Origin of the sequence: Marinilabilia sp. (assembly GCF_016278715.1) — a bacterium.
Taxonomy (GTDB): Bacteria; Bacteroidota; Bacteroidia; order Bacteroidales; family Marinilabiliaceae; genus Marinilabilia.
Genome location: NZ_JADQBH010000268.1, coordinates 1 through 24,880, shown reverse-complemented (window position 1 = coordinate 24,880; position 24,880 = coordinate 1). Strand labels below are relative to the sequence as shown.

Below are 24,880 nucleotides of genomic sequence, written 5' to 3'. Positions count from 1 at the left end.
CGCTCTAACCAGCTGAGCTACCTCGCCATTACTATTATCTTCTTTTGGCTTTTCTCTCAGCCGACCTTCCCGATTTTTATCGGGACGCTCTAACCAGCTGAGCTACCTCGCCATTACTATTATCTTCTTTTGGCTTTTCTCTCAGCCGACCTTCCCGATTTTTATCGGGACGCTCTAACCAGCTGAGCTACCTCGCCATTAAATCTCAAAAGCGGCCATTACTCCGTTTTTGCGGTTGCAAATGTAGGCGATTTGAATATATTCTCCAATTTTCTCAGTGTAAAAATACTGCTTTTTTTCGACCCTGCAGTCTAAATCACTCAAATCATGAAACTTGAACACCCTATTTCTTCTGATGCAAATCCCGCCACTTCTTAACCAGTTTCTCCTCCTCATCTGGCAGCCCTGAAGGAATCTCAATTTTCAAACGAAGTAATAGGTCGCCATGGCTGCCCGATTGCTTCGACACAGGCATCCCTTTCCCTCTTAGTCTCAACACACTACCATGTTGAGTCCCTTTAGGAATCGAAACATTTACAACTCCTGCAAGCGTATTCACCCTGATTTTTCCTCCAAGGACAGCTGTAAATAAATCTACCGGAACTTCTTTAATAAGGTTGGTTCCATCAATCCGGTATTGGTTGTCAGATATCACTTTTATCCTTAAATAAATGTCTCCGTGAGGTCCCCCTCCCGCACCGGGATTTCCTTTACCTTTTATGCGAAGTTCCTGTCCATCAAAAGCCCCGGGCTTGGTGCTTACACGTAGTTTTTTCCCATTCACATTAAGAATCCGTGATGTTCCATGATAGGCTTCATACACCGACAATTCTAATTCGGCCTTTAAATCCTCACCTTTGGCAGTTCGACGACCTCCAAACCCGTGCTGAGAAGAAGTCCCGGCACCGCCAAAAAACATATTAAAAAAGTCGGAAAAATCCCCTGCACCTCCAAACATATCCCCCGGATCACCTTTAAAATGATAGGAACGCCCACCTCCTGGCTGTCCGCCAAACTGTGACCAATCGAAACCACCGCTTTGACTTCCGCCATACCCGGCATTTTCATATTGTTTCCAATTGGAGCCCAGTTGATCATATTTTTTCCTTTTTTCCGGATCCTTCAAAACCTCATAAGCCTCATTAATTTCCTTAAACTTATTTTCTGTTTCTTTGCTATCAGGGTTCTTATCCGGATGATATTTTACAGCCAATTTTCTATAGGCTTTCTTAATTTCATCCTGATTGGCATTTTTAGAAACACCTAGTGTTTTATAGTAGTCTTTATATTGCATTTTGGTACGATTTTTTCTTTAACCCAATACAAAGTTTAAGCCAACCAGCCGGACTTATAATCTTTCAGACAAAATGACCCAAAACACAGACAATCAACGACAATGAATTGACAATTTGACATCGAAAAAAACCGTAACTTTTGCATGTAAAACAGTAGAACAATCAATATATTCATTAAAAAAGCAACAATCATTTTTGCAAATTATTATGCACCAAAATATTCCTGAAAAATACATCAACCGGAAAGTGACCACAGGCTTTCTTCTTTTCCTGATTATTGCAGCATTTGCTTTTGGAATCAGTTATACAGGCCTTGTACGCTATTTGCAGGAAAGTCAAAAAGAAGATCCCCTGAGCAAAAGACTGATGGCGCTCAACGAATTGATGTTTCATCTACAGGAAGCTGATGGGAAATCAAAAAGTTATCGAATTACCGGCAGCAAAAAAGAGTTATTAATATATCAACAGGCGCAGGATTCATTAAATCAAAACCTGAACAACCTCCGGGAGTTATTTGCTGACAGTGCCTATCTTGCCTACATCGATACCCTGAACAACCTGCTGAAAAAGAAGCATGAACTAACCCGGAAAATATTCGAACTTAGTGAAATTAACCGCTACCGGCAGCGATACGGAAAAATTGTTCCGCTACTGCCAGACAGTTTTATTGTTCAAATCAGCCAAATCAGCTGGTCCAGCATTCATGTTACCGATTCTGTGGAATCGACCGTTTCCTCTCCGGATCATAAAAGCTTCTTTGGCCGGGTAGCCGATTTTCTATCGGGAAATAAAACAGAAAAGTCCCCGTCCTCCAATAAATCCCCAACCATATCGCAAGTAGTTGATTCATCAAGAATTACACGCACCATAGAAGGGCCTGCTTTAAAAGGAGTAAAACAACAAATTCAAAAAATAGAAGAACAGGACAAACATTTTGCCAACATTCTGGCCCAACGAGAACAATCATTGATTTTTCTGGGCAATCAATTAACCAATACCATCAGAACCTTTGTTAAAAAGCTCGAGAAACAGGCTATCAGCGAATCTGAAAAACATCAACAGGAATTAGAACAATTAAAAGATGATTTATTTCAAAAAATATTCATTCTGGGAATATCAAGTCTCGTCATTTTTTTGAGTTTTATAGTTTGGATTGGCCGTGATTTAAAAAAGAATCGTCGCTTCAGAGAAGAACTCATGGCTTCCCGGGAAAAGATTGAGTCTCTGATGAAAGTAAAAGAAAAATTTCTGGCCAATATGAGTCATGAAATCCGCACCCCGTTAACTGCCATCATCGGTTTTTCCGAAATAATGAAAGACGAAAGCGAATCGGCTTCAGTTATCCACAACTCCGCCCTTCATCTGCTCTCTTTAGTAAATGACATTTTGGATTATTCAACACTACAGGAAGGGAAACTAACTTTGCAGAAAGAGCCAATCGTTGCGGACGAGCTAATAAAGGAAACCTATCATACCTTAAAAACAAAAGCTGAACAAAAGCAATTAGATTTTTCGTTTTCCACGGATCCCGGAAATATAACTTTCATTGCAGATAAAACACGATTAAAACAGATACTTTTCAATCTCATCGGTAATGCAATCAAATTTACCGAACATGGCAAAGTCTGGATTAACTTCAGATACCATAATCAACAACTCATTTTTGAAGTAGGTGATACCGGTCCCGGCATCAAGTACGGAAAAGCAGATAAAATGTTTGATGAATTCACTCAGTTGAGCGACTCAAAATCCAAAGACAAAGGAACCGGCCTGGGCCTGGCCATCAGTAAAAAACTGGTGCAAGCCATGGGTGGCCAGATAGGAGTCACAAGTCAACCCGGTGAGGGAAGTTTGTTTTGGTTTAAGATTCCTTTTGTGAGGACTGAAAAACTTTTAAATAAAGGAGAAAGAACAGAGAGTTTACGTCCGGATAAGAACAAAATCTTAATTGTTGATGACGATCCGCTGGTTGAGAAACTCATCAAAGGCTTTATTGGCGACAGGGCCATTGTTACCGGCTTCAATTCCCCAATCAAAGCGCTGGCGCATCTTGCAAAAGAGCATTATTCTGTAATCATCACCGACCTGAGAATGCCGGAGCTCAATGGTATTGAATTCATCAAAAAGATCCGCAAACTTCATTCCACACCGATTATATTGTTATCGGCAGCCGTTAACGAACATCAATCGATGGAAAATTTAGACCAGTTTAAGGATATTTTGATTATGCCCAAACCGTTTTCGAAGTATGACCTTCTCAAAAGAATAAAAACAATCAGCAACAAAGATGATGACCATCAACCCAAAAGACCGCAGGAACAAAACCACACAAACAAAGCTTTCGACTTAACAGGAATCACCTCCTTTACCGGAGAGGATCAGGAGTTCTTATTTTCGGTAACTTCCACCTTCATCAGTGACACAAAAAGAAATATTGCTGAACTATCCAAACTTATTTCAAGAAGAAAGCATGGAGAAATAGCCGATCAAGCTCACAAAATGCAAACCGGCTTCAGACAATTTGGCATCAAAGAAGGCTCTACCATATTGAAGGGAATTGAAATACTAGGGAAAAAACCGGGCAGCACTCCCGAACTTAAACGAGGTCTTCGGCGTTTGAAAAAAAATTGGACATTAGTGCAAAAAGAACTGAATAAGTCTGTCTTACAAAAAGGTCAATAATCAATTTTCAGTTTCTGCATCTTATTGTACAATGTTTTTCGGTCCATTCCCAATAGTTTGGCGGTCTCACTTTTATTGTGCCGCGTTTTTAACAGAGCCTCTTCAATGAGTTGCTTCTCGGTGGCATCCCGTGCATCCGAAAAATTAAGTTCCGCATTAATCTTACCTGAAGTTTCCGACAACTCAGGAGGTATCGATTCCATCTCCACTAAAGCTCCACGGGTAAGCAAAACCGAACGTCGCACCACATTCCGAAGCTCTCTGAGGTTTCCGGGCCATTCATACTTTTCAAAAATTTTTAGCACGGGATTAGAAAAACCTTTAATTTCTTTTCCAAACTCTCCCGCAGCTTTCTCCAGAAAATAGTTGGCATATTTCATTAAATCTCCCTGGCGGGACCTCAGGGGTGGAACCAATATTTGAAATTCATTGAGGCGGTGATAAAGGTCTTCCCGAAAAGCTCCCTCCAAAGCGCTGGACCTCAAATCATCATTGGTCGCGGAAATTATGCGCGCATCTATGGAAAATTCGGTATTACTTCCTAAACGTCGTGCTCTCCTTTCCTGAATGGCCCGAAGAAGTTTCACTTGTACTTCATAACTGAGATTTCCTACCTCATCCAAGAAGATGGTTCCTTTACCCACACTCTCAAAATGACCTATTTTGTTATCAACAGCTCCGGTAAAACTTCCCTTCACATGCCCAAAAAGTTCGCTGGAAGCAATTTCGGAAGTCAATGCACCACAATCAACAGCAACAAACGGCCCCGAAGCATGATTACTTTGCTGATGAATTCGACGGGCCACATATTCTTTACCGGTACCACTCTCACCCTGAATGAGCACGGCCACTTCAGTAGGAGCAACCAATCTGATATGCTCCTCCATACGACGGGCCTCCTCCCCCTGGCTGACAATATACTCCGATATCATCGAAGGATTTTTATGATTATTCTTAAGGGCTTTGGTCACCACATGTAAAAGTTCCTCTGCATTTACAGGTTTCGTGATATATTCGAACGCTCCCCTTTTAATGGCATCAACAGCTACTCTTATATCAGAATAAGCAGTAATTAGCACCACCGGGACGTTCGATGCAACGGATTTGCTTTTATCCAGAACCTCAAGCCCTGTTCCGTCAGGAAGCCGGTGATCCGTAAGTACCAAATCAAACACATCTTTTTCCAAATAGTCTTTGGCATTGGCCAGAGATCCTGCAAGAACGGTTTCAAGTCCCTTCTTTTTCAGAAATCCACTGACCATCATTCCAAATGAAGTATCGTCGTCTACAATTAAGATTTTTTGCATATTCTGTAAAAGTTCTTTTACAGCTTTAAAGATAATGAATTTTAGCCCCGCTTCCTGAAAAAAAATACAACAAAAAGGCGCATCCGGAGTCCCGGATACGCCTCAATTGCCAGAAAGGGGCCTGGCTAAAATTCAATTAATTAACCGTGTTCAAAGTGTCGGAAAAGTTCTATGCCTCGGGCACATAACTATCACCATTGCTATTGTAAAGGCCGGTTTGTTTGTTATTATCGGCATCAGTCACAATAATTTTGTAGATTTTCTCACCAGACACTTCAGCAACCTGAGCTTTCACAACCTCAGTCCCAGGGAATTCTTTTTTGGCAGCTTCGATCACTTCTGCAGGAACTTCACTAATCTCAACGTCGGTGAAGGTTAGCTCCTGCTCAACAGCTATTACTGCATTGTTATTTTCAGTAGCTGAAACAAAAGGGGTTACAGCAAGAAAAAACACACTCGTTAACACAAACAAAAATTTCCTTTTCATAACTTTTAATTTTAAGATTAAACTTCAAAAACAATATTTACTTGTTGCCTTTTGTATTGAGAATATTGTGCCACGTTCTTGGAGGCAGCAGTTCAAACCAGACCGAACACATTGATATACAATAATTAGAGTCACACCCCCACTCTTTCAGTCCTTAGATACACTGTTGGTATTGGGGCGCAATTTCCACAGACTGTAGAATCAGCACAGGAGGTATCCACATAACACCCTTAGCTAGCCTGAATAATTCTTTGAATTTGAAAATCCGATATGAAAATCCTGCCTTCTATCTCATCAAGTTTACTTCTGCCTTCCTCCCTTCTGGCAGTGTTACACTTAAAGCTAACTACTACCTGCATTCCCTTATATGCCTAATATAGTTTAATCGCTTTTGGTTACCTTTTGATTCTTATGTGGTTTAGTTCCTTTCATATTAACCTAAAAACTTATATTTGCAGAAAATCCCAGGAATATGGAAAAAAAGAAAATACTATTTGTTTGTCTCGGAAATATTTGTCGCTCCCCAAGTGCCGAGGCAGTATTTAAGGGTTATATTGAAAAAGAAGGGTTAAATGATAAATTTTTCATCGATTCGGCTGGAATTACCGACTATCATGCAGGAGCACCTGCTGATGCCAGAATGCAAAGACATGCCATAAAAAGGGGGTACAATCTGGACAGCATTAGCCGGCCAGTGAATCCCGCAACCGATTTCAGGGAATTTGACATGATCATTGGGATGGACAATCAAAACATGCGTGATTTGGAACAACTGGCTGCAGGAACCGGAGCGGTTACCAAAATCTTTAAGATGACGGATTTCTGCAGTAATTGTCCACATGACGAAGTTCCTGACCCCTATTACGGTGGTAACGATGGGTTTGAACTGGTCCTTGACCTGTTGGAATCAGCTTGTGGAGGATTACTCAATTTTTTAATAAACAACGAATTAGATTAAGTTTATGAATAAAGACAAGCTTGCAGCGATTCTTGGAGAAGAACCGGTCGGCATGTCTTCGGTTGGAGGCGGCTGTATTGCCGATTCTCAAATCATTTCTACTCGTTCAGGGAAAAAAATTTTCCTGAAACAAGGCTTCTGCAATGGAATGTTCGAGAAGGAAGCGCACGGACTTCAGGAATTAACCATGCCGGGTGTTATTAGAATTCCTGAGGTCATCGATAAAGGAGATGACTATCTGGTACTTGAATACATTGAGGTTGGAACCCGAAAAAAAGATTTTTTTGAGGATTTTGGCCATCGATTTGCCAAACTCCACCAATACTCAGCTCATAAATTCGGTTTTTTTGAAGATAATTTTATTGGATCTACTCCACAGAAAAACACAGCCTCCGATGTGGAAGCTGCCGACTGGCCATTATTTTTCTGGAACAACAGACTTCTTTTCCAATTTCGTTTGGCAGAAAAAAACGGATATGCCGATAAACAATTGACATCTCTAATATCAAAACTGGAAACCCGGTTGGAAGATATTCTGGAAAACAGTGAAGAACCCCCTGCTCTACTGCACGGCGATTTGTGGAGCGGAAATTACATGACTGATGCTTCAGGAAATCCCGTTTTGATAGATCCAGCAGTTTACTATGGTCATCGCGAAGCCGACCTGGCGATGACAAAACTCTTCGGAGGTTTTTCAAAGAATTTTTATGACGCTTACAATGAGACTTACCCCCTAAAACCCGGGGTAGAAAAACGAGAACCCGTCTATTTGTTGTACCACGTTTTGAATCATATGAATATCTTCGGTTCCGCCTATTACGGCCAGGCCGTTCAGTTACTCAAACAACTCATATAACCCCGCAGTATATCAAACCACAAAACCTCTGGATTCAGCAAGAATCACGATGGATTCAATAATTTCTTCATCGGAGAGCGTGGCACAGTTAAAAAAAATATCGAAGTAGTCAATATCAGGTCGTTCTTTTTCAAAATAATTGCGAAACGAAGTTCTGCGACTATCCATTTCCACGGCCTCTTTTCGGGCCTCCTGGATAGTCATGCCCTGAATTTCAGCAACCCTTTCGGCGCGCCAGCCCAGAGGAGCCTGTATCTTAACATGAAGAGAATTGACAAAATTTTTTGTAATGGCTTCTGCTGCACGGCCAACAATCACTACATTTCCTTCCGTGGAGGCGTTAAAGATAAATTTGGCAATCGTATTTTTTATCTTAACATCGCTGGGATAATATTCATCAGAGAAAAAAAGTGCGAGATTTTCAAAAAAGCCTCTTTCCCGATAATCTGACAAATCCTGCATCATTCCGGGCGACAGTTTCAGCTCTCTTGCAGATTCTTCAATTATCTCTTTGCTAATCCACCGCCAGTCACGGCTGTTGCCTTGTGCCTGATTTTTAGCGGTAAGTGTATCTGCAAGCTGACGGGCAATTCTTCGACCAGGACAACCATATTCACGGGAAATGGTAATCACTGGCCCTGGAGATTCAAAGGTTGGTCCCTGTGCGGTTTTTTTTCGCCCGGTGCGTTCACGCATGTATTTTAAAAACAGATTATCCATAACATTCATTAGTTATTTGTCAGTTCTGCTAAAAAGGCAGAATATCTGATATCTGTTTTAAAATTAAAGATTTTTCCTCAGAAAATAAAATAAAAAAGGGCAGAATCCTCTGCCCTTTCCCTTTAAATCAGCATTTGCTAACCAAATCCAAGTCTATGAAAAAAAATCTACAATGCAAATATCAGTATTTTTAGTATTAACAACATTGAAACCGCCTTAAAGCTTGTTAAATTTCCAATTAAAAAAAAAGGACAGTGAAATAATTTCGCCTGTCCTTTTCCCTTAAATCAGCTTTGTTAACCAAATCCAAATCTATGAAAAAAAATCTAATACAAACTTAAGTCATAAATCAATTAAAAAGACTCAATACTGGTTAAATGAAGTTAAAAAAATAACTGGAAAAGAAAGAAAAGAATTCCTTTCCTAAATCCAGTTATTTTAAATCCAAGTTTTATGAAAAAATCCCTATTGCAAATATGACCAATTGAGTGTAAAGTGTACAATTTGCAAAGTTAATGTTTGTTAATATTCTCCCAATTGTCAAAAAATCCACTCTTTTCATATATTTTTCCACCAACACCAACCCTTCCTACTCATTATTGATTCCGAAAAAAATAAACTCTGGCTCTAAGAGCCGGACATAAGCGGTTGTTTTTCATTTGATTTTACTATTTTCCGGGCAACCAGATAAAAAACAAGCAATGAAATACCCCCGAAAAGAAAAATCATGGAAATGTAGGCGATCCAGTCAGTCATTGTTCCTGCTGTAGCCAAAGCATCGCCAACTATAAACCCAATGGCCAAACCAACCAAAAAGATTCCGTATTTCAGGGAACTCAATTTGGTTTTATTCTCTTCTTCCTTAAATATTGATGCATCACGTCCGGAGGATATTAATGCCATACGTTCCATCCGCTTGTTTCGGTAATAGGTTACCAACACAACAATTCCGAATATCATTCCGAAAAATGCGACCGGTACAAAAATGTCTTCTTGCATAATTCCTAATTTTAATTGGTTTGTCCATTTGACGCCAGCAATTTTCGTTCGGTTACAGATTATCCGGAGTTTTTTTCAACCCCGCGACAATTCACTTTCTGTTTCTATATCCATTTCAGATTTTGCACGCAACAAACCATAAGATAACTCTTTTATCGGGTAACAATAAACCGTAAAAAAAACGCAGAGACACAATAACACAAAGCTTTTATAACAAAAGAATCGAAGCCTAAACACATTGACTTGAAATCATTTCATTACAGGCACTTTACAATAGGTCGACGAAAGGTTACGGTAAAAAGTATGGGGCAATTTGAGATTGCTTCGGTACCATTGAAGTAACCGATTATTTTGGTATTAAGTTTTGGAGCAGGGCTTTATATTCCATACATCGCGGGCTGCTTGAATGGCTTTGGGTCAAACCTGTCGAAAACAAATTTCTTTAAGCTGCTGCAAGTCATATTTGAGGCCGATTTTGGCAGGGGAGCCGAAAAAAATGTTGTTTTGCCGACCTTAAAAAACAAATCTTATACAGATAAAAGAACCGTAATTTTTTGAGTTAATGCAGGCTAAGTTCTGGATTATTGCGATTAGCGAGAACAGTTTCAAGCTTGCTTGGATAATACCGAAGGCAGCTATATTCATAAAATAGTTATTTATGAATATTTTTTGTATCAAGACAAAAAATCAGGTCAGGATTTACGGAATGAAAACCCTTTTGGAAAATATTTAGGACACTATGGGCTCAGGATGTATTCTGAATATTTTTTTTATTAACTTGTAACCAACATCCACATCATGGCGTCATACCAAAACAATGAAAACCGAAGACGAAAAGCACATAATAAAAAAGATAAAGCAAGGCGATGTAAGCGCTTACTCGGTACTCATCGATAAGTATCGTAAAATGGTATATACGCTGGTATTACAGATTCTGAAAAATGAATCAGATGCAGAAGAGGTGGCACAGGATGCATTTTTTAAAGCCTACAAAGCTCTGGATACTTTTGAAGGACGCTCCTCTTTTTCAACCTGGATATACAGAATCGCTTATCGTCAGGCAATATCCAAACTCCGGAGAGCCAAAAACAAGGAAGTCTCTTTCGAGACCATACCAACCCAATTTCCTGAGAATGAGACACCCGGTGACATTCTTTTAGCGGGCGACAGGAGCAAATATTTAAAAGAAGGGCTGAAAAAAATAAAAGGAGATGAAGCCAACCTCCTGACGCTGTTTTATTACGAAGAGAAAAAAGTGGAAGAGATTGCAGAAATCACTGGATTGTCACCTTCGAATGTAAAAGTTAAACTTTTCCGGGCTCGACAGAACCTTCTTAAAATATTGCAATCGATGCTCCAAAAGGAGGTAGACTCTCTTATTTAAAAGTAAAAAATGCCATGAAAAAATATAGAGAAGAAAAAGAAGAGCAGGTAATCAGAGACCTTTTCAAAGCCGAATTCCATCCGGAGCAAATTCCTTCTGACGATTTCAACCGTCGGGTAATGAATAAGGTCATGGCCGACTGGGTTTCTCAACCCCATTTTTACCAGCCTATCGTGGACAAACAAAATCGCTGGTGGATAGTTCCGGCAGTGTTGGTACTTTTTGCACTTGGTTTTATTTATGACGCAGGACTCTTTACCGGAGAAAGTCATTTTCAATGGATCAATAACCTGGGAGGAACCTTCCAGTCTCTCTATTCATGGATTAAACCCGTTCATCTACTGGTTTTAGGGGCCACACTGGCAGTTGGGCTTCTCCTTGTTTTTGACCAGCTTCTGCAAAAACTTTCAAATATTTGAAAGTTTAATCGGCTCCCAAATAGTCGATAAAGAAAGTCTAAACGTAAAGATGCGGTGGCACAAAGACTCAAACCCCAAAATAACTTACCATCATAAAAATTAAGTGCGCAAGGATACCAGCCACGATCCCTCCCATAGTGTGAGCCAGCAGGGCTTTTGAAGTCAATTCACGATATCCCAAAGTGTCAAGCATTGCCGTATGGGTACTCAAATAACCACTCCAACACATACCCATTGCAGTAAAAACAGCTATCTCGTTCCCCCCTGCTATCCCCTGAGCCACGAACGCTTTCACCATCGACAACGCCGCTCCAACAGCCCCCAGAGAAGTCACGGGAAAAGCAATTAGTTCCGGATGTTCAAAACCAAACAAAAACTCAAATACCCATGAGAAGTAACCTGCAAAGTGTGGCAATAGGGGCACTCCTTCATAAGCCAGCCCCTGATAACCAACAGCCGGATCGCTCACCGAAAAAGTAACAACCATAATAAAGGTACTTATCACCAGAACTCCCGGAATTATTGACAACCCCAGATCAACACCGGATTTCCCCCCATCCAGAATAGCATTTAAGAACCTTTGAAATACCGGCCCCTTTGAATCGAAACGTACCTTTTCGATATTGCCATCTTTCACAGAAATCTCATCATCTCCCTCCAGAAGACCTCTTAGAAGATATTGCATCAAACGGGTACTGACAACAGCTCCTGCAATGGCCCCCACCAAACCAATCATGGCCCCTTTGAAAAAGCCCAGGCTACTCATAAAAGCAAGAACAATCAGGCCCATGCCAAAAGCAGTTCCGAAATTCGTCAACGAAAGTAATTCACGTTTTTTAAAAAACCGATTGAAATGCTTGTCGTTCGACAGACTTATAATCGCGGGATTGTCGGAAAAGAAAGTCATCAGACCGGCCAGGGAAGCTACCCCGGGTAGTTTAAATATCGGACGCATTAAAGGAGCAAGCAAGAACTCCAGCAGTCGAACCACTCCAAACTCAATCATTAATTTTCCCAAAGCGCCGGTCAGAACAGTTATTCCAAGAATAAACAAAACCGTATTCATCAAAAGATCATGCGCCGTTCGCATCAAGGTGTTCAATAAATTAGCCATTCCCATCTGATTACCCAGATATCCGAAAAACAAACCTGAAAACAACAAAAACACCACCGCCTCGTATCGCCGGCGTTCCAGATATCCACGTTCCCTGAGCTTACTTATTGGCCCCATCTCTTTTTCCTGTTTTTAATAAAAGATAACTATTGAATTGGGGTGCTAATTTAGGCTGTCACATTTTCAAAAAAACAGACGATTCTCAGGGTTTTTAAGGTGTGCTACATGAATTATATCAGTATTTTATAATCACAAAACAGATGGCAGTACATGAACTGCTCAATCTTTTACTTAATTTTGCATCAAAACAGAATATTGTGATATATCCCGATACATTTGAACAAAAATTATACTTCAACAAAATAAGAGAATTCATCATTGATGGGTGTCTGAGCGAAATGGGGCGCGAGCGGGCAAAAAAGATGACATTCTCGAATCAGTATGAAAATGTGGTAACCTGGTTGCAACAGACTCATGAAATGATGCACGTTGCAGACGACGGTCAGGAAATGCCTGCCAGCAATTTCTTTGATCTGCGAAAACCACTGAAAAAATTGCGGGTAGAAGGTTTGTTTCTTGAAGTAAATGAACTTTTCGATTTGCGAAGAGCACTGGGGAGTGTTCGCGATATTCTCCGGTTCATCGAGTCTAAAGAAAAGGAGAAATTTCCGGCGCTTTATCAGCTTGCCGAACCGGTAATGGTTTATCCGGCTGTCCTGGATAAAATTGATACCATCATTAACAAGCATGGCGAGGTTCGTGACAATGCCTCACCTGACTTAATGAGGATTCGACGCGAAATGAAAGCAAAGCTGAGCAGTATTTCAGGCAAGATGACAGCCATTCTGAAAAGAGCTCAGCAGGAAGGAATTGTAGACCCGGATGCCAGCGTTTCTATCCGAGACGGACGTGCTGTTATCCCTGTGTTATCGGCTAACAAGCGCAAAATTTCAGGTATTGTGCAAGATGAGTCAGCCACCGGAAAAACCTCCTACATCGAACCCACCGAAATCGTTGAAATAAACAACGAAATACGGGAACTTAGTTATGCCGAACGCAGAGAACTGGTAAAGATTCTCTCCGACCTGTCTCTCTTTCTCCGTCCCTACATGGAAGAGATGCTCTATGCTTTCAGATTTCTGGGTATTATGGACTTCATCAGAACCAAGGCCAGGTTTGCACAGCGAATTGCAGGAACAGTTCCAAAGGTTCAGAATCAAACGTCCTTTATTTGGGAGAACGCAATGCATCCATTGCTCTATCTGCAAAACAAAGCCGCAGATAAACCGGTAGTACCGTTGGACATCGAATTAAATGAGGAACAACGTATATTATTGATATCGGGTCCCAACGCCGGAGGAAAATCAGTCTGTCTTCAAACGGTAGGTCTTTTACAGTATATGCTTCAGTGCGGACTCCCCGTTCCCGTTAGTGAGAACTCTCGCATGGGTTTTTTTGACAGTATATTCATGGACATTGGAGACGAGCAATCCATAGAAAATGACCTTAGTACCTACAGCTCCCACCTGCTCAACATGAAAAATTTTATCCGTCACTGTGACGACAAATCCCTATTGCTGATTGATGAATTTGGAACCGGAACCGAACCCATGCTGGGAGGAGCCATTGCAGAAGCTGTACTGGAACAACTCAACAGGCAGCGGGTTTTCGGAGTCATTACCACCCACTACACCAACCTGAAGCATTTTGCCTCTGAAAATGAAGGGATTATCAATGGAGCTATGCTTTTTGACACCCATCACATCCAACCACTCTTCAAACTGGAGATGGGCCAGCCGGGAAGTTCATTCGCATTTGAGATAGCCCGAAAAACAGGTTTGCCGGAGGATATTCTGCAAAAAGCACAAAGCAGGCTGGGCGAAGAACACATCAACTTTGACAAACATCTGAGAGAAATTATTCGTGACAAACGCTACTGGGAAAAGAAAAGACAATCGGTGCGCGAAAAAGATAAACAACTGGAAAACATCACAAGCCGCTATGAACAGGACCTGAAAAAACTTAAAACCGAACGAGCCCTTATTCTTGAAACCGCAAAAAAGGAAGCCCAAAATATTTTAACCGCAGCCAACCGGGAAATTGAGAAAACTATCAGAGAAATCAGAGAGGCGCAGGCAGAAAAAGAAAAAACCAAATCGCTTCGAAAAAACCTGACCGATTTTAAAGAACAAGTTGAACAAACCGGAGTTGACGAGGCACTGCAAAAGAAACTGGATCAGAAAATCAACAAAATAAAAAACAGACAAACCAACAGGAAAGCAAGCAAACTAAGTGAGACCTCTTCGGCAACCGAGCAACAACCAAAGGCTGAAAAAAGCAGTGCAAACAAACCTCTCGAAAACGGGGATGCCGTCTTGTTGGAAGGACAAAGTGTGCCGGGAGAAATCATCCAAATAAACGGGAAAGAGGCCATTGTCGCTTTTGGTCAACTTATTACAACCGTGAAAACCGCAAGACTTAAGCGCATCAGCAAAAACGAATACAAGAAAACACTCAGACAAAGTACATCAAGCAGTAGCACAGGATATTCTGACCGCCTGAGGGACAAAAAACTCTCTTTCAGCCCTGATATTGATGTCCGCGGAATGCGGGCAGAGGAAGCGGTAACCAAGGTTTTAAATCATCTGGACGAAGCATTACTCTGTGGTGCAGAAACCGTTAAGATACTTCATGGCAAAGGAACCGGAATTTTACGTGAATTAATTCGTCAGCATATTGCAACCCTCTCATTTGTTTCTCGTTATTATGATGAACACGTACAATACGGAGGAAGCGGAATTACAATAGTTGAATTATCCTGATTTTCCAACATTAAAAAATCAATTTTTTTTTGTACATTAACGTTCCGGCAATCTTGATTGATTTATAAAAATTTATATGATTTTGACCCTGAACAACCAACCAAAAAAACCACGTATTCATCAGACCCTTTGCGTGTTTCTTCTCTTGTTTTGTGTTGATGCCATGTGGGGAAATAACCCCGCGTTTTCAACAAATTATTTTGATAATTTAACACGAAGGGACGGGCTGGTACAGTCAAATATTCGTGCAATATCTACTGATTCCAAAGGATTTGTCTGGCTTGGGTCTTCAGGAGGCCTTTACAAATGGGATGGTTCAGTTTTATCCATATACCAAAACGACAAAAAGGATTCCCTCTCTTTAAGCAACAACAATGTAAGTGCCTTACAACAAGCCGCTGATAGCTCCGGCCTGTGGATTGGTACAGTTTTCGGCGGGCTCAATTTTTTCGACTTCAATACTGCACAATTTCAATCCTGGCTTCCCGTAATATCCGAAAAACAAGGGGATCGTTTCTTAAACAATATCGTAAGTATTTGTGAAGTCAACGACACGCTTCTGCTTCTGGGTACCAGTCTTCAGGGTCTTTTAATGGTGCATCTGGATAAAAACAAACAAGTTACCTCTCATGAACGCATCATTACCGAGGAGGGCGAGAAGAACTTTTCGGCTTTTAATTGTAAGAAAATTGACAACCGTATTTATGCCGGAACCACCAGAGGCCTTTTTATTTTTAGTGAAAAAGGACGTCTGATTAAACAAATTCCAGCCCTTGAAAGCGGAACAATAAAAGAAGAATGGATAAAGGATATTGCACAACTCTCTTCCGGAAAAATACTGATGGCCACCCACAACCAATTATGGGAATGGCAGGAGGAAACCATGACCCCAAGCCTTTTCACTTCGAACCCTGAAGCTCAGCAAATCACCAGTCTCACGGTAGATCACAACGACGATGTATGGCTTGGAACCATCAACAACGGAATATTCAAAACTGATGCATCCGGAAAGAATATTCAGCATTTCACAGCCTCCGAAAAAGATGGACATTTACTGAATAACCAAATTAACGACCTGGAATTTTATGGTCACCAACCTGTTTTATTCGCTGCCACACCCGCTGGGTTGTCCACCACTGATTTTCAAAAGCATATTTTCAAAAGTTACGACCTGCGTCGATTATCCAATGCACAAAACACTTCCGTCTTTTTTCTGATGGAAGATTCACTTCAGCGTATCTGGTTTTGGTCGCTGGATGGCCTCTTCAGACAGAATGCAACCAATCAAAGGTTTGAGAGAATACTGAATACAGATTACGGGAAAAAGCAAAACATCGTAATGGATGGAGTAGAATTCAACGGGAAAATTTTCTTGGCCACCTCCAACGGATTGCTGGAAACAGAGTTGGAAGGAGGCAGTTTAAAATGGCACAGATTTTCAAACAACTCCGTCAGCGACCTACGCATCAACAATTTCAGCAGCCTGGCCATAACCCCGGATAATAGAATATGGCTAACTTCGCAAGCAGGGATCGTTATTTTCAATCCCATCAGCGGCACCCAAACCATCTATCCATTCCCTCTGAAAGAGTGGGAAACAAACTTTGTCAATGTAACTGACATCGTATTTACACACCAACACAAAAAGTGCTGGATTGGGACAAAAAGCGAATTCCTCATCTATTTCGATACAGAAACAAAAAAATTTCAGAAAATTCCGGCTTTTCTCGAAAATTCAGAAAATCAGCGCCTCCCACGCAGCAACTATGTACTCTCCATGGCTGCACAAAATGATGATTATATATGGCTGGCTACTTTCGGCAGCGGCCTGTTGCAACTGAATACCCGTTCTCTTGAGTTAAGTGATGAATATGCTATCAACACACTATCAACCAATACTTATGCCGTTTGTTCCGACAGCATGAATAATTTATGGATTTCCACCGACTATGGTATTACCCGTTTCAGTCCAGAGACGGAAGAGATGCATGAATTTGGATTAGATGAAGGAACATTCTGTCAGGAATTTAATGAACGGGCTGTTCATGTCACCCCGGAAGGGAAAATTATGATGGGGGGTATCAATGGATTCGTCTTTTTCGACCCCACAGACATTCAACTAAACCACTACATACCACCGGTTTACATTTCAAGTTATTATACCGGAGTTCCCAACAGCACGATTGGAGGGCAAATTGCCATTGACGTGGAAGAGGTTACCTCCGACACAATTGAAATTCCATACGGACGAGACAATCTTTCCATTGAGGTTTCTGTGCTTAACTTCAGCCATCCCGAAAAAAACATGATCGCCTGGAAACTGGAAGGATTTGATAAAGAATGGTCGGAAGCTTCTGCCACCCATATTATCTCTTATTCCAACCTTGCTCCCGGCAAATACGAACTCAAAGTTAAAGGGGCCAACAATCACGATCTATGGAATGAGGAAGGCGATACACTCCACATCGTGGTAACTGCTCCCTTCTATTACAAGCGTTGGTTTATCTGGGCTTTCGGCCTATTCGTTTTCTTTTTAATCCTTGGAGTGTTTCTGATGCGAATGAAATTGCTCAAACGTCAAAAAGTTGTTTTGGCGGGTCTCGTTCGCGAAAAAACACGAAATCTTCAAAAAGCAATACAGGAACTCAGAGAAAGCCAAGGCAAGGTAATGCTTCAGAACCAGGAACTTGAGATTCACCGGCATGATCTAAAAGAACTGGTGGCCCGGCGCACTGCAGACCTGGAAAAAGCCAAAATCAAAGCAGAAGAATCGGACCGCCTGAAAACAGCTTTTCTAGCCAACCTTTCCCATGAAATCAGAACTCCCATGAATGCCATTGTGGGCTTTTCTACCCTGCTAAACAATCTGGAATTGTCGGAAAATGACAAAGCTGAATTCATCACCATGATACAACAGTCGGGGGAAAATTTACTTGCGCTCATCAACGACATCATAGACATCAGCCGAATAGAAACCGGACAAATGAGCCTGCATCATAAGTTTGTAAAACTCGGTCCGTTCCTCAGCAGCATCATGAAAACCCTGGAATTTCAGCCCCGGAAAAGCTATGAATTGAAGCTGATACTAGATGTATCGGAATCCCTGCAGGAGGTATCTATCTTTACCGATGAGCACCGACTCCGGCAAGTTATTGTTAACCTGATGGGGAATGCTTTGAAATTTACCTCCGAAGGGTATATCAAGCTTTCTGTCGAGAAATTCAGCGGGAAAGATTTGAAAACATTTATTCCGAATCTGGAAATACAGGATCCGCCGCATCGCGTTCTTGTATTTATCGTGGAAGATACAGGAATAGGAATTTCGGAGAGCGAGCAGAAAAATATATTTCAACCATTTCGAAAAGCGGAAAACTTCTCCGATTCAATATATGGCGGAATGGGTCTTGGGTTAAGCATTGTAAAAAGCATCCTGCCCGCACTTGGGGGAGATATTACGTTACGATCCTATCCCGGACAGGGAACTACCTTTTATTTTTTCATCCCCTACGATACCAGAGGAATACAGGATTGAATGAATCTAAAACTTCTTTTTTCGGTTTTGAAAATTATACAATATCAAAGACAGCCCAATAAAAACCATGCCTGATATTTGCAAAACAGTCGGCACCTCATCGGGTATAATGAGCCAGCTGAATATCGCTCCGAAAACCGGAATAATAAATTTCCAGATGTTCAGATCGGAGACCTTTACGCCCGGCCTGTTCAACAGGGTAAACCAAAGCGAAAAAGCGGCGGCAGATAAAAAACTCAACCAGAAAAGCGAAGCATAATAGGGCCACTCGAAAACAAAACCATGGAACGGCTCAACAAACAAGGAAACCACGAACAGACCCAATCCACCAATTATTAACTGTACTGAACTCAGGCCCACCGGCGAAATATTCAATTCGCTCTGCTTACTGACCAATACATTTCCATATCCCGATGCCAGATTGGCCAGTACCAGCATACCAATTCCCAAAAGCTGACCGTACAAGCTGTTACCCGAAAGATTTAGCCCCTTTTCCAAAGCTACCAATACGATGCCCAAAATACCAATAACAATGGTCCTGAACTTACGCAGGGTCAGGAGGTCATTTTTCATGGTAATATGGGCCACCAAAGACGTAAATAGCGGCTGAGAACCAATAATAATAGCTGTAGTGGCCCCTTCGACCAGGTTGATACCCTGATAAAAAAGGGTATACAACACAAAAGTCTGAAAAAAAGCAATTTTCAGAAAAACCCGAAAATGCCTTTTTATATCCAGCCACAGCCTTTTCCAGGAAGCAACCAACGATAAAATCATTAAACCAGAAAGAAAGAAGCGGGTTCCGGCAAACTGCATAGGAGAAGAATACTCCAGTCCTATTTTAATCCCTACAAATGCCGTGGACCATAGCAAACAAGCCAAAACAGCTAAAAAAGTGGTGCTCTTAAGTTTTGATAACATCCGGTTTCCCCTATTTCAATTAAATCTCCCTACGCTCAATTAGCTTTTGGAACTTTTTTTGCGCTAATTCGTTTACAAAGGTATATATTTGATGAGCCCAGTTTAAAAAGCATCTATATTACCAAACTCATCGTTGTTGAAGAATTTTGAATCCTCATTAACAATTAGTTAACTCCGGCACAAAAATTTTAAACGCCTTGATTTTGACAAAAATACATCTTTTTATCCTACACTCATGTAATGGTTTTAAAAAGTTTATACCTTGAGTATTTACTTCAAAAAAACACAAAATATTTATTCAATTAGTCAAGCAAAAAAGAACATGGGGGAGATCTTTACCAAAAACAAGTTTGTTGTTTTCACATTATTATTGATTTTTATTCAGTTGTTTATTTCTTCAGCCCCGGCATTTCCGGTTGGTGCATTTCCACATCCTCAGGAAATCACACAACCCGATGGTTCTGTATTGATAATACGTCAACATGGAGATGAATGGTACAACTGGATGACCACCGGAGACGGGTTTCGAATTGTAAAAAATAACAACGGATTTTTTGAATATGCCACTCAACTAAAGTCGGGCGGGATTGTATCCTCTGGTATAAGGGCTTCCAATCCCAACCAAAGAGACGCTTCAGAAAAAGCATTCCTTTCGTCCATACCAAAAAACATGGGAGTTTCACGAAAGGAAATTCTGAAAAAAAGGAAAGAAAAATATACCAGTGCTCTAAAAAGCAGCACCATGAGCACCTACTACCCCTCATCCGGAAATCCCAATCTGCTTTTGCTTTTAGTAAATTTTTCTGATACCTCACCAATCTACCCCCAGGCCAAATTTGATGATTTCATGAATCTCTCAGGCTACAATGGCTCAGGGAGTTTTAAGGACTATTATGAAGAAGTCAGTGGAGGGGCTCTGAGCATTAGCACCACCGTTAGCAACTGGATAACCGTACCCGGGAACCATGATTATTATGGCCCGGAAGCCAATTGGAGCGAATTCGCACTGCATGCCATTCAGGCTGCAGCCGCCAACGGAATTGATTTCTCTCAATTTGACAATGACGGAGACGGAGTAGTTGAAGGAATATCCATTATTCATCAGGGAACAGGACAGGAGGTAACAGGCAATGAAAACGATATATGGTCTCACTCCTACTCATTTTCATCGGCAGGAATCAGCACTTCTGAACGAACATTCAACGGAGTGATAATAGATCAATACACCATTCAGCCGGAACTGCGTAATGTGTCTGCCGAGATAAACACCATCGGTGTAATGTGCCATGAGTTTGGTCACAATCTGGGCCTTCCCGATTTTTATGATATTGACGAAGCAACAAACGGGCAGTATGATGGAACCGGCCGATGGGACATTATGGCCGGAGGAACCTACAACGGATCTCCCTATGGATCGTCCCCGGCCCATCACAATCCCTTTTCCAAAGCGGATCTGGGATGGGTAGATGTAACCGTCATTGATGCCCCTGCCCCCATCACCCTGGAGCCTGTCCTTGCGTCAACCACTATATTAAGGGTCAATAGTCCGATAGACAATGAATATCTGTTGATTGAAAACCGTCAAAAAACAGGTTTTGATTCCTACATCTATTCGAGTGGAATGATCGTTTACCATGCCGATGAAGATTTAATAAATCAAAGAAGACCTTCAAATACCATAAATATCGATGCGCACCAGGGGTTTTACCCCATCGCTGCCAACCATACCATCAATGATGCCTCGTGTCCTTTTCCCGGAACAGCCAATGTAACCGAACTAACAGATACCAGTGACCCTGCAATGACAACCTGGGATGGTGGAGGGTTCAATCGCAGCATAACCAACATCTCACACATCAACGGAACCATTTCGTTTGACTATATGTCTTTTCAGGATGGTTCTCCACTAACATTTACAGCCGTTGCCACTGATGAACAAAGCATATCACTAAACTGGACACCGGGTTCGGCAGCCGGTTTGGAACTTCCGGTATTGCTGGCATGGAACTCATCCGACGCCTTTGGAACACCCGTCGAAGGAACTAACTACAACGCGGGTGATGTGATAGCCGGTGGTGGAACAGTGCTCTATTACGGTAATGCGGTTCAGGAATTCATCCATAACAACCTGAATCCGGCCTCTGCATATTACTACGCCATCTGGAGTGACAAAGGCACTTCCTACTCTCAAAGTCTTAAAAGCAGGGCTACAACAAAACCTGCTCCTGTTTCATCATTCCCCTGGCTGGACGATTTCGAAACAGGGCTTCAAAACTGGGGACAGGAGCTCATATCCGGAACCACTCCCTGGACCACCAACAATCTTTATATCAATGAAAAGCCTGTATCTGCCTACTCAGGTAGTGTGTATGCCTCCTTTTTCCAGGAAAGCTTTACTGCCAAGACCACCAGGCTCATATCCCCTGTTTTTAGTTTAGAAAGCGGGCAGATATACACGCTAAAATTCAGACACCTACAACCCCTCTGGGAGACTGAACAAGACGAACTGAAAGTACTGGTTCGTCCATTAAGTACAGGAATATGGGAAGAGCTCGCCCATTATACAGGGGACGTCGCTCAATGGACTGCCAGAAACCTGCAAATCCCCTATTCAGAGCCTTGTGAAATTGCATTTGAAGGAACCTCTAACTATGGATATGGAATAGGCGTGGATGTGGTGGAGGTCGTTAACAGCACACCATGTCAGGTCAAACCGGATGTGCCGGTCACCAACATTATGGCATCCAATATCACCAAAACTTCCGCTGATTTGTCCTGGACCCGGGGCAATGGTGATGCCATTCTGGTTGTAGCACGTAAAGACGCTGAAATAGTTGATCTTCCCAATAGCGGAACGGCTTACACAGCAGATGCAACCTTTGGAATCGGAGACAATATCGGGAACAACAGTCATATATTATACAACGGAACCGGAACTCAGGTTTCCGTTTCAGGGCTGGAACATACATCGGACTACTATCTTCAGTTTTACGAATATTACCAAACAGATTTATGCTATCAGTATAATCCGGCTTCTCATACCATTTCAACAGAACCCAACATTTACGACATCACCTTTTCTGTTGAAGACGCAGATTCAAATCCCATCAATAATGCGATGGTCGTATTTGAGGGAGACACACTGTTTACTGATGCCACCGGAGAAATAAGTAGCCCTGTTATTCACAGCACTCAGTTTACCCATGTGGATGTATCAGGTAATGGATTTTATGGGAAATCAACCAGGTTTATTCCTTCCTCCATGCAAACCATCAGTCTCAGCCTCCTGCCTTTTACAGCGCTGGCTCCGGCATCCCTGACAGCCACAGAGGACTATAAAAATATTGACCTGAAATGGGAGCCCGTCATCAATGAGAACTTTGAAAACTATCAAACCTACTCAACCAGCATCAACGGGTGGACCTTTGAGGACAGGGACCTGACCGACACCTGGGGCATACAAACAATTACATGGCCCCACGAACAGGAGCCACTTGCATTTATGGTCATGGATGTTTACGATGAACACATACTGCAAATGGAATACGACATCACCGCATGGTCGGGAAGCAAAGTGCTTGCTGCCTTTGCTGCGCAAAATATACAAAGTGACGACTGGCTGGTTTCTCCGCTGTTTAAAGTAAAAGAAGGTGACTATTTCTCGCTTGTTGCAAGATCTCTGGCTACCACAGACGGAACTTATTTTTGGGGAAATGAGATCATCGAAGTGAAGATAAGGCCCGAGGGACAAACAACCTGGAGTTCTTTATCAGGCGGAGATTTCTCTGTTCCCGTGTCCTGGAATCGGTTTGAATATGACCTTTCTTCATATTTAGGACAAAATGTGGAAGTCGCGATTCAGAACAAAGGAACAAATACTTTTATGTTGCTCCTGGATAACCTTTGGGTTGGGCCACCGTTAGGTGCTCTCCAGACTGACCCCATACCTGTAATCCAAGCGCCGGGAGAGCTCCGGAAAACACCCAGAGCAAATTCCGTGACAACCGCCAGACGCCCAAAGGCAAACAGAGTTCAAAATGCGGAGAGCAGTCCTGTTTTTTATTCCGGAAACATTGAGTTTGCCATTTTCCGCGACAACATCGAAATAGGAAGAAAAAAAGGATTTTCCAACACTTCGTACAGCGATTTGGCTCCCGACCTTGCAGATTATGAATATAAAGTCAAGGCAATATATCCCTATGCCAATATGGAGTCGGAGTTCTCCAATGCTATATGGGTTGAAACAGGATATACCATGTCATTTGTGGTTAAAGATAATATCGGGTCGCTTCTTGAAGGAGCGGTGGTAACATTTAACAATGAATCCAAAACAACTGATGTAAACGGGGTGGTCACTTTCACCAAAACCCCTCAACAAAACGGGATGGAATATATTGTTTCCGCATTGAATTTCAACGATTACCAGGATACAGTTGATGCCACCTCAGACAAAACAATTGAAGTTATTATGGCGGTTGTAAATTCCAGTATCAAAGAAAAAGTTAATCAGGAAATCACATTATCTCCAAATCCGGTTAAGGAAAAGGCAACCATTCACCATCTACCCAATGGTTTTTTTAAGGCAACTATATTTGATTTGACAGGAAAGCAAATCCAGCAAAAACAGATTAAAGGAGGAGATTTGGCAGAGTGGGACTTTTCAGATTACTCCCCAGGAATATATATGATGATCCTCCAATCGGAAACCGGGCAGGTTCACAGACTAAAAATCATCAAACAAAGATATTAAACCGATTGATTTGACTTCGCTAAACAACGTTCACAATTAATCTATTGCAATGCTCAGACACCTGCAAACACAACAATCATTCTCAAATCATTTTTGTCTGTGAGCGGCTGTATATCATGCTTTTTTGACTATCCCATAACGAAAATTTCTGAAAAAATCAGGTTAAAAAAAAGCCCTCGCAAAACACGAGGGCTTTTTTGAGCCAATGACGGGAGTTGAACCCGTGACCTCTTCCTTACCAAGGAAGCGCTCTACCACTGAGCTACATCGGCAACATCAATCATCAATTTTTCTTTTTGAGCGAAAAACGGGACTCGAACCCGCGACCCCGACCTTGGCAAGGTCGTGCTCTACCAACTGAGCTATTTTCGCGTTTAGTTTTATGTAAATAAATCCTCGGAAATAATTTCCAAACATTTGTACCTGTCGGACTTTCCCTGTGAGGCGGTGCAAAAGTATAAAAAAAAAGTTTTCCGCAAAATGGATTCGTCATTAAAATTTCTTCAAAAAAGAAAAAAACCGCTGCAAACGTTTTTGCAACGGTTCTTCATTTATGGAGAGCAGAAATTAAATACAATTAAATAAGGTAAATACCTTCGATTTGGAAAATACCAGGAGCAATGCAACACTATCT

General features: G+C 41.6%; 15 protein-coding genes and 2 tRNA genes. 8 read left to right on the top strand and 9 right to left on the bottom strand.

Features of this window, described 5'->3' with window-relative positions:
* Window positions 1–343 precede the first annotated feature (343 nt).
* Window positions 344–1,294, bottom strand: coding sequence for a J domain-containing protein (locus QZZ43_RS16415; RefSeq protein ID WP_291861623.1), 951 nt, complete (start codon window positions 1,292–1,294; stop codon window positions 344–346).
* 208 nt (window positions 1,295–1,502) lie between these two features.
* Between QZZ43_RS16415 and QZZ43_RS16410 the strand changes: the two genes are divergently transcribed.
* On the top strand, window positions 1,503–3,977 hold the full coding sequence (locus tag QZZ43_RS16410) for an ATP-binding protein (RefSeq protein ID WP_291861621.1): 2,475 nt from the start codon (window positions 1,503–1,505) through the stop codon (window positions 3,975–3,977).
* Here the strand turns inward: QZZ43_RS16410 and QZZ43_RS16405 are convergent.
* Window positions 3,971–5,284, bottom strand: a complete 1,314-nt coding sequence (locus tag QZZ43_RS16405) for a sigma-54 dependent transcriptional regulator (protein ID WP_291861620.1) — start codon at window positions 5,282–5,284, stop codon at window positions 3,971–3,973. The two genes, QZZ43_RS16410 and QZZ43_RS16405, sit on opposite strands and share 7 nt — an antisense overlap.
* A gap of 169 nt (window positions 5,285–5,453) precedes the next feature.
* Window positions 5,454–5,771 carry a variable surface lipoprotein gene (locus tag QZZ43_RS16400; protein ID WP_291861618.1) on the bottom strand — a complete coding sequence of 106 codons (318 nt, stop codon included), beginning with the start codon at window positions 5,769–5,771 and terminating at the stop codon, window positions 5,454–5,456.
* A 472-nt stretch (window positions 5,772–6,243) separates the two neighbouring features.
* Here QZZ43_RS16400 and QZZ43_RS16395 point away from each other — a divergent pair, with 472 nt between their 5' ends.
* Both QZZ43_RS16395 and QZZ43_RS16390 read left to right on the top strand, forming a co-directional pair.
* Complete coding sequence (locus tag QZZ43_RS16395; protein ID WP_291861616.1) at window positions 6,244–6,729, top strand: low molecular weight protein-tyrosine-phosphatase; 486 nt, start codon at window positions 6,244–6,246, stop codon at window positions 6,727–6,729.
* Window positions 6,730–6,733: 4 nt separating this feature from the next.
* Window positions 6,734–7,585: a fructosamine kinase family protein gene (locus QZZ43_RS16390; RefSeq protein WP_291861614.1), complete on the top strand. Its 852-nt coding sequence runs from the start codon at window positions 6,734–6,736 to the stop codon at window positions 7,583–7,585.
* A gap of 12 nt (window positions 7,586–7,597) precedes the next feature.
* Here the strand turns inward: QZZ43_RS16390 and QZZ43_RS16385 are convergent, their stop codons facing one another.
* Both QZZ43_RS16385 and QZZ43_RS16380 read right to left on the bottom strand, forming a co-directional pair.
* Window positions 7,598–8,305 (bottom strand): AAA family ATPase, encoded by a 708-nt coding sequence (locus tag QZZ43_RS16385; protein ID WP_291861612.1) that lies wholly within the window; start codon window positions 8,303–8,305, stop codon window positions 7,598–7,600.
* Window positions 8,306–8,932: 627 nt separating this feature from the next.
* Entirely contained in the window at window positions 8,933–9,304 is a 372-nt protein-coding gene (locus tag QZZ43_RS16380) for a DUF6249 domain-containing protein (RefSeq protein ID WP_291861610.1), read from the bottom strand.
* 817 nt (window positions 9,305–10,121) lie between these two features.
* Here QZZ43_RS16380 and QZZ43_RS16375 point away from each other — a divergent pair.
* Window positions 10,122–10,688, top strand: coding sequence for a sigma-70 family RNA polymerase sigma factor (locus QZZ43_RS16375; protein ID WP_291861608.1), 567 nt, complete (start codon window positions 10,122–10,124; stop codon window positions 10,686–10,688).
* Between the two features lie 14 nt (window positions 10,689–10,702).
* A complete protein-coding gene (locus QZZ43_RS16370; RefSeq protein ID WP_291861606.1) occupies window positions 10,703–11,107 on the top strand; it encodes a hypothetical protein in 405 nt (134 codons plus the stop codon).
* Window positions 11,108–11,174: 67 nt separating this feature from the next.
* On the opposite strand, the gene QZZ43_RS16365 is transcribed toward QZZ43_RS16370, so the two are convergent.
* Window positions 11,175–12,338, bottom strand: coding sequence for a hypothetical protein (locus tag QZZ43_RS16365; RefSeq protein ID WP_291861604.1), 1,164 nt, complete (start codon window positions 12,336–12,338; stop codon window positions 11,175–11,177).
* Window positions 12,339–12,481: 143 nt separating this feature from the next.
* Between QZZ43_RS16365 and QZZ43_RS16360 the strand changes: the two genes are divergently transcribed.
* Together QZZ43_RS16360 and QZZ43_RS16355 are read left to right on the top strand one after the other, a co-directional pair.
* The gene (locus tag QZZ43_RS16360) at window positions 12,482–15,043 is read left to right on the top strand and encodes a Smr/MutS family protein (RefSeq protein ID WP_291861602.1); all 2,562 of its coding nucleotides are present in this window, start codon (window positions 12,482–12,484) and stop codon (window positions 15,041–15,043) included.
* Between the two features lie 76 nt (window positions 15,044–15,119).
* A complete protein-coding gene (locus QZZ43_RS16355; protein ID WP_291861600.1) occupies window positions 15,120–18,575 on the top strand; it encodes a hybrid sensor histidine kinase/response regulator in 3,456 nt (1,151 codons plus the stop codon).
* Between the two features lie 6 nt (window positions 18,576–18,581).
* Here QZZ43_RS16355 and QZZ43_RS16350 read toward each other — a convergent pair whose 3' ends face one another.
* Window positions 18,582–19,496, bottom strand: coding sequence for a DMT family transporter (locus QZZ43_RS16350; protein WP_291861598.1), 915 nt, complete (start codon window positions 19,494–19,496; stop codon window positions 18,582–18,584).
* 322 nt (window positions 19,497–19,818) lie between these two features.
* Here QZZ43_RS16350 and QZZ43_RS16345 point away from each other — a divergent pair, with 322 nt between their 5' ends.
* Window positions 19,819–24,246, top strand: coding sequence for a M6 family metalloprotease domain-containing protein (locus tag QZZ43_RS16345; RefSeq protein WP_291861597.1), 4,428 nt, complete (start codon window positions 19,819–19,821; stop codon window positions 24,244–24,246).
* A 200-nt stretch (window positions 24,247–24,446) separates the two neighbouring features.
* Here the strand turns inward: QZZ43_RS16345 and QZZ43_RS16340 are convergent.
* A tRNA-Thr gene (locus QZZ43_RS16340) sits at window positions 24,447–24,518 on the bottom strand.
* A 27-nt stretch (window positions 24,519–24,545) separates the two neighbouring features.
* Window positions 24,546–24,618 (bottom strand) — tRNA-Gly (locus QZZ43_RS16335).
* Window positions 24,619–24,880: the final 262 nt, after the last annotated feature.

What these genes read in the sequence shown, in the direction of transcription:
- QZZ43_RS16390 (WP_291861614.1), top strand. Translation starts at nt 6,734, where the DNA reads ATGAATAAAGACAAGCTTGCAGCGATTCTTGGAGAAGAACCGGTCGGC.
- QZZ43_RS16375 (WP_291861608.1), top strand. Translation starts at nt 10,122, where the DNA reads ATGAAAACCGAAGACGAAAAGCACATAATAAAAAAGATAAAGCAAGGC.
- QZZ43_RS16395 (WP_291861616.1), top strand. Translation starts at nt 6,244, where the DNA reads ATGGAAAAAAAGAAAATACTATTTGTTTGTCTCGGAAATATTTGTCGC.
- QZZ43_RS16410 (WP_291861621.1), top strand. Translation starts at nt 1,503, where the DNA reads ATGCACCAAAATATTCCTGAAAAATACATCAACCGGAAAGTGACCACA.
- QZZ43_RS16415 (WP_291861623.1), bottom strand. Translation starts at nt 1,294, where the DNA reads ATGCAATATAAAGACTACTATAAAACACTAGGTGTTTCTAAAAATGCC.
- QZZ43_RS16380 (WP_291861610.1), bottom strand. Translation starts at nt 9,304, where the DNA reads ATGCAAGAAGACATTTTTGTACCGGTCGCATTTTTCGGAATGATATTC.
- QZZ43_RS16355 (WP_291861600.1), top strand. Translation starts at nt 15,120, where the DNA reads ATGATTTTGACCCTGAACAACCAACCAAAAAAACCACGTATTCATCAG.
- QZZ43_RS16365 (WP_291861604.1), bottom strand. Translation starts at nt 12,338, where the DNA reads ATGGGGCCAATAAGTAAGCTCAGGGAACGTGGATATCTGGAACGCCGG.
- QZZ43_RS16405 (WP_291861620.1), bottom strand. Translation starts at nt 5,284, where the DNA reads ATGCAAAAAATCTTAATTGTAGACGACGATACTTCATTTGGAATGATG.
- QZZ43_RS16400 (WP_291861618.1), bottom strand. Translation starts at nt 5,771, where the DNA reads ATGAAAAGGAAATTTTTGTTTGTGTTAACGAGTGTGTTTTTTCTTGCT.
- QZZ43_RS16360 (WP_291861602.1), top strand. Translation starts at nt 12,482, where the DNA reads ATGGCAGTACATGAACTGCTCAATCTTTTACTTAATTTTGCATCAAAA.
- QZZ43_RS16350 (WP_291861598.1), bottom strand. Translation starts at nt 19,496, where the DNA reads ATGTTATCAAAACTTAAGAGCACCACTTTTTTAGCTGTTTTGGCTTGT.
- QZZ43_RS16370 (WP_291861606.1), top strand. Translation starts at nt 10,703, where the DNA reads ATGAAAAAATATAGAGAAGAAAAAGAAGAGCAGGTAATCAGAGACCTT.
- QZZ43_RS16385 (WP_291861612.1), bottom strand. Translation starts at nt 8,305, where the DNA reads ATGGATAATCTGTTTTTAAAATACATGCGTGAACGCACCGGGCGAAAA.
- QZZ43_RS16345 (WP_291861597.1), top strand. Translation starts at nt 19,819, where the DNA reads ATGGGGGAGATCTTTACCAAAAACAAGTTTGTTGTTTTCACATTATTA.